A 5,768-nucleotide genomic window follows, 5' to 3' on the forward strand; every position below is an offset into this window, starting at 1 on the left:
CGCTGGGGTTGCGCGCCTGGAACCCGTTCGGACGCAGCTCGTCCGCGACGGCGTAGCGCAGGTAGACCGGACTCGGCTCGGACGTGGTTACCTTGACCAGGTCGGCCACCTCGGACTGGTTGAGCTGGCCGGCTCGCGGTGGTCGGGGTGGCCATCGCCGTGGCGCTGCCGCTGGCCGTGCCGGGCATGACGGGCGGGCTGCTCGACACGCTGGGCGGCGGCACGGGCAACGGCAACGGCCGGGCGGGTGCGGGCGGCTCCTCCGGCCGGATCGACCTGTTCGCCTCGCTCGCCGGCCAGCTCAACCAGTCCGAGGTGGCCGACCTGGTCAAGGTAACCACGTCCGAGCCGAGTCCGTTCTACCTGCGCTACGCCGTCGCGGACGAGCTGCGTCCGAACGGGTTCCAGGCGCGCAACCCCAGCGGCCGGCCGGTCAACCAGAACCTGCCGGATCCGACCGAACGGGCCGGCCCGGGCGTCCAACAGGCCCGCTACCGGGCGACCGTCGAGGTCACCAAGAGCCTGAGCATGTCCCTGATGCCGGTGTACGCCGAGCCGGTGCGCACCGAGGACCTCAACGGCAACTGGCTCTACGACCCCACCCAGCAGGTCGTCTTCTCCAACCGGGACAACTCCCGGGGCAGGAAGTACTCCTTCGACTACATCCGCTCGACGTACACGCCGGCGGCGCTGCGGGCCGCGCCGCCGCTGCCGGCCGAGCACCCGTTGAACCGGCAGCAGACCGCCACGCCCGGGCCGGTGCCCGAGGTGGAGGAGCTGGTCAAGGGCCTGGTCCAGGGCAAGCGCACCGACTACGACCGGGTGCTGGCGATCTACCGGCACTTCTCGGCGGACAACGGGTTCAGCTACCGGCTCAGCACCGAGAGCGGCAGCAGCGGCGAGGACATCGTCAACTTCCTGACCAACAAGGTCGGCTACTGCCAGCAGTACGCCGCGGCGATGGCCTGGCTGGTGCGCAGCGCCGGCATCCCGGCCCGGGTGGCGTTCGGGTTCACCAACGGCAACAAGCAGGACGGCAACACGTACACGCTGACCAACCTCAACCTGCACGCCTGGACCGAGGTCTACTTCGACGGGGTCGGTTGGGTGCCGTTCGACGCCACGCCGTCGTACGGTGTGCCGGGCTCGGCCCGGTCGGCCTGGGCGCCGGACATCGACGCGCCGGAATCAATCACCCCAGACCCCGGCGCGTCGGGTGCCGCGGCGGACCCCGGCGCGTCGGGCGGCCCGACCGGTCCGGACAACGCCGACCGGGACACCGACTCGGGGCTCTCCCTCGCCGGCCAGACGCCGGCCGAGCAGCCGCCCGTGTGGCCGTGGTGGACGGCGGGCCTGCTGGCGCTGCTGGCGCTGCTGGCGGTGCCGGCGCTGCGTCGGCTGGCGCTGCGCCGGCGGCGGGGTGGCCGGGCGGCGGGCGCCGCGATGACCGCCACCCCGAACGAGGCGGCGCCGGTGGACGGGACACGGGTGGTGGTGGTCGGGCCGGACGCCAACCGGGCCCGCGCGGACGCGCACGCCGCCTGGGCGGAGCTGCTCGACACGCTGGTGGACTTCCGGGTCCGGGTCGACCGGACCGAGACGCCGCGGACGACCGCGGACCGGCTGGTCCGGGAGACCCTCAACGAGGACACCGCGGCGGTCGGCGCGGTGCGGCTGCTCGGCCGGGCTGAGGAGCGGGCCCGCTACGCGCGGGATCCGCTGACCGGCGAGCCCCTGGCGCCGGCGCTACGTGCGGTCCGCGGTGCGCTCGCCGCCCGCGCGGGCCGGCGGACCCGACTGTTCGCCGCCCTGCTGCCGCCGTCGGTGCTGCTGCGCTGGCGGACCACCCTCGCGGACACCTCCGGCCGGATGGTGGCGCTGACCGGGCGGGCCCGGTACCGGCTGCTCCGCTGGAATCCGCGTCGGCTGTTGGCCGACCGGGCAGCTCGCTGAGCGACGCCCGTCCGGCTCGGGGTGACGGTCCACCGGCCGTCGCCCCGGGCCGGCTCGCCGGGCCGGCGCAAGCCGGCGGCCGGCGGTGCTTTCCGCCCCGCACCGCGCCTCCATGCTGGAGTCGGCGCGCGGCCTCAGAGCGTTGAGCGGCGCGGCCTCAGAGCGTTGAGCGGTGCGGCCTCAGAGCGTTGAGCGGGCGCGGCCTCGGAGGTTGAGCGGGGCGGCCTCGGATCGTTGAGCGGCTGCGGCCTTGGATCGTTGAGCGGCGGAGCGGACGGCGTTCTTCGGCTGTGCGACGGGCGCGCGGATACGTCAGCGGTCGCCGGGGGCTGTGTTCCCGGCGACCCGCTCGTCGCGGCGTACGGCCCGCCTCAGCGGCGGGACGGGCTCAGCGGTGCCCCTCCGGGCGCTGCCGCCACCTGTCCTCCATGCGGTCCAGGATCGACGGCCGGCGACCGGATCGGCCACCGCCGCCGCGAGGACGGCGACGACTGGTCGTGCCACCCACCACGTGCAGGTCGGGTGACTGCGCCCGCCGGTGCGACTGCACCGCGAAGGCGGCCGAGGCCAGCATGAGAACGAAGCCGGCCACCGCCAGCGGTGGAGTCTTGATCACCGCGCCGTAGACCAGTAAAGCCAAGCCAGCGATGATCACGCCGGCGGCGACGAGCAGGCGACGCCGCGCGTGGAAGCGCGGATCGCTGGCGCGCACGGCCGAGGCGAATTTGGGGTCCTCGGCAAGCGACTGCTCGATCTGCTCGAACAGCCGCTGCTCGTGCTCCGAGAGCGGCACGGCACTCCTCCCCGGTCACGTTGGTCGGCCCACTCGGGCCGACAGACCGTGGCAGCCGACCGGCTGCTTACCCGCAAGTCTACGAGGGGGGTCGCGCGTCGGAAAGCGGGACGAGCTACGGGTGGGGTGGATTTTCCTTTCGACGGGGGTCACGGTCGCCCAGGAGACTGGCCGGACCTATGACGGACCGCCCGAATCGGGCAGCAGCGGCGTCCGCGGCAGCTTCCGCCTCCCGCCAGCCACGCTCGGGCGCGCCGAGGGTGAGCTGTCGGGGCGCCCCCTGCGCCGGGGCGAGCCCCTCCACCCGGACACCGACGAGCCGGATCCGCTCGCCCGGGTCCAGCGCGGTGTAGAGCGCCCAGACCGTGTCGAACATCTCGCGGGCCGTGTCGGTGGGCACGGCGAGGGTGCGGGAGCGGTTGACGGTGCGGAAGTCGGCCAGCCGCACCTTGAGCGTCACGGTGCGCCCCACCTGCCCGGAGCCGCGCAACCGGACGCCGACCTTCGCGCTGAGCGCGAGCAGGGCGCGGCGGATCTCCACCGGGTCGGCCACGTCGGCGTCGAAGGTCACCTCGGCGCCGATCGACTTGTCGACGTGCTCGGGGCTGACCCGGCGCGGGTCCCGTCCCCAGGCCAGCTCGTGCAGGTGCGCCGCCGACGCCGCGCCCACCGCGCGGCGGAGCATGCCCAGCGGGGCGTCGGCGAGGTCGCCGACGGTGGCCAGGCCGAGCCGGCGCAGCGCCTCGGCGGCGCGCTCCCCCACCCCCCAGAGCGCGTCCACCGGCAGGGGGTGCAGGAAGTCGAGCACCTGCCCGGGGGGCACGACCAGCAGGCCGTCCGGCTTGGCCCGGGTGGACCCCAGCTTGGCCACGAACTTGCTCGGCGCCACCCCCACCGAGCAGGTCAGCCCCTGCTCGTCGGCGACCCGGCGGCGGATCAGCCGGGCGATGGCGGCCGGGGAGCCGAACAGCCGGCGGGCTCCGGTCACGTCGAGGAACGCCTCGTCGAGGGAGAGCGGCTCGACCAGCGGCGTGACGTCCCGGAAGATCTGCATGACCGCGCGGGAGGCGGGGGCGTAGGCGGTGAAATCCGGCGGCAGGTAGACCGCGTGCGGGCAGCGGGCCCGGGCCTGGCTGGTCGGCATCGCGCTGCGCACGCCGTAGCGGCGGGCCTCGTAGCTGGCCGAGCTGACCACCCCGCGCGTCCCGACGCCGCCGACGATCACAGGCTTGCCGCGCAGCTCGGGCCGGCGACGCACCTCGACGGCGGCGAAGAAGGCGTCCATGTCGACGTGCAGGATCGGACTGGCGGAGTCGTCGGCGTCCGGCCCGAAGCGCGGATCGCCGCCCCGGGGCAACGACTGGCTGCGGCCCATCCCGGCAGGTTAACCCGGGGGTACGACATCACCAGCGGCCGGCGGGGCGCACCGTGCGTCGGTCAGCCCCGGACCACCAGCAGCGGCACGGTCAGCTCGGCCGCGGTGTCCGACCCGTGGTACGCCACCAGCCGGGACGCCATCGGCCGTTCGGTGCGGGTGGCCATGACCGCGTACGTGTCGTTGCAGCTCACCACCACGTCCCCGATGCGCCCCAGGTGCTCCTCGGGCACCGGCCCGAACCAGCCGCCGGCCACCACCTCGTCCCGGGTGCGCACCCGCGCCGCGTCGCCGAGCACCTCCGACCAGGCGGCCACCACGTCGTCGACCGCACCCGGTACGACGTGCAGGTAGCGCACCCGGGCCTCACCGGCCACCAGCCGCACACCGGCGCGCAGCCGTGGATCGGTGTCCAGGTCGAAGCGGTGCGTTGCGGGCACGTTGAGCTGGCCGTGGTCGGCGGTCACCAGCAGCGCCGCGTCCGACGGCAGCCCGTCGACCAGCCGGGCGAGCAGCGCGTCCACCTCGCTGGCGGCGATCCGCCAGGGCGCCGAGTCCACCCCGCCGAGGTGGCCGTGCCGGTCGAGGTCCGGGTGGTAGCCGGAGACCAGGGTGGGTCCGGGGCCGGCGGCCAGCGCGGCCAGCATGGTGGCGGCCACGGCGTCCACGCCGGCGGCGCCGCGGAAGTCGCCGCCCCGGTTGGCGGCCAGGGTCAACCCGCTGCCGCCGAACTCGGGCCGGCTCACCACGGTCACCGCCACCCCGGCGGCGCGGGCCCGTTCCAGCTGCGTGGGCACCGGTTGCCAGCCCAGCGGTGACGGGTCGCCGGCCCAGTCGGTGTGGGTGAGCACCCGGTCGGTGCCGGGCACCCGCACGGTGAAGCCGAGCACCCCGTGCGCGCCCGGCGCCACGCCGGTGCCGAGGGTCACCAGGCTGGTCGGGGTGGTGGACGGGAAACCGGCGAGAAGCGGCCGGCCCACCGTCGCGGCGAGCCCGGCGAGGATCGGCGCGTACGGCGCGGCGGTCGGCAGTTGATACCAGCCGAGCCCGTCGACGAGCAGCACGGCGATCCGGCGTACCCCGGCCAGGGCGGGGACCAGCCCGAGCGGGTCGGCCGATCCGGGCACGCCCAGCACGGCCAGCGCGCTGGGCAGCACGTCAGCGAGGCGACCGCCGCCGTGGCCCGGACCGAGGACGGTCAGCGGCGCCGGCGCGCCGTCGTGCCGGGCGGTCATGCCGGACGGCGGGCGAACAGGTGCAGTTGGGCGGCCAGGTCCCGGTACGGGGGCTGCGCGGCCAGCGTCCGTTCCAGCTCCACCAGGGCCGCGGACTGGCCGTCGGCGACCGCGGCGGGCAGCAGGTCGGCCAGTACGCGTACCCCGTGGATCTCCTCGACCTCGAGCCCGGCGGCGGCGAGCAGCGCGGCGGCGCCGGTGGCGTCGTAGCGCCGGCGCAGGGTGTCCCGGGGCCCGGCGGTGCCGGCCGGGTCGGCGGCCAGCGCGGCCGCGACGTCCAGGTGTCCGTTCATCGCCCGACCCAGCACGGCGGCGGCCCGGCCGGCCACCAGCACGCTGGCCGCACCGCCCGGGCGCAGCGCGGTGGCCAGCGCGGCCACCACCGGCGTCGGGTCGTCGACCACCTCCAGCA

General features: G+C 75.6%; 3 protein-coding genes and 2 pseudogenes. 1 reads left to right on the forward strand and 4 read right to left on the reverse strand.

What is annotated here, in order from left to right:
- Window positions 1–129: 129 nt before the first annotated feature.
- Window positions 130–1,953, forward strand: a pseudogene (locus EAD98_RS01425) (DUF3488 and DUF4129 domain-containing transglutaminase family protein); the annotation flags it as partial.
- Window positions 1,954–2,341: 388 nt separating this feature from the next.
- On the opposite strand, the gene EAD98_RS01430 reads toward EAD98_RS01425, so the two are convergent.
- The 4 genes and pseudogenes from EAD98_RS01430 to EAD98_RS01445 form a co-directional block, all read right to left on the reverse strand.
- On the reverse strand, window positions 2,342–2,746 hold the full coding sequence (locus tag EAD98_RS01430) for a DUF3040 domain-containing protein (protein WP_121652275.1): 405 nt from the start codon (window positions 2,744–2,746) through the stop codon (window positions 2,342–2,344).
- 115 nt (window positions 2,747–2,861) lie between these two features.
- Complete coding sequence (locus EAD98_RS01435; protein ID WP_121652276.1) at window positions 2,862–4,121, reverse strand: DNA polymerase IV; 1,260 nt, start codon at window positions 4,119–4,121, stop codon at window positions 2,862–2,864.
- A 62-nt stretch (window positions 4,122–4,183) separates the two neighbouring features.
- The gene (locus tag EAD98_RS01440; protein ID WP_121652277.1) at window positions 4,184–5,356 is read right to left on the reverse strand and encodes an alkaline phosphatase family protein; all 1,173 of its coding nucleotides are present in this window, start codon (window positions 5,354–5,356) and stop codon (window positions 4,184–4,186) included.
- Window positions 5,353–5,768, reverse strand: a pseudogene (locus tag EAD98_RS01445) (SAM-dependent methyltransferase); the annotation flags it as partial. The gene EAD98_RS01440 and the pseudogene EAD98_RS01445, both read right to left, overlap by 4 nt.

The sequence above is a fragment of the Micromonospora sp. CV4 genome (genome assembly GCF_003667455.1).
In the GTDB taxonomy this organism is placed as follows: domain Bacteria; phylum Actinomycetota; class Actinomycetes; order Mycobacteriales; family Micromonosporaceae; genus Micromonospora.

Excerpts from the sequence above, each read along its gene's own strand:
- EAD98_RS01440 (WP_121652277.1), bottom strand. The coding sequence starts at position 5,356 with ATGACCGCCCGGCACGACGGCGCGCCGGCGCCGCTGACCGTCCTCGGT.
- EAD98_RS01435 (WP_121652276.1), bottom strand. The coding sequence starts at position 4,121 with ATGGGCCGCAGCCAGTCGTTGCCCCGGGGCGGCGATCCGCGCTTCGGG.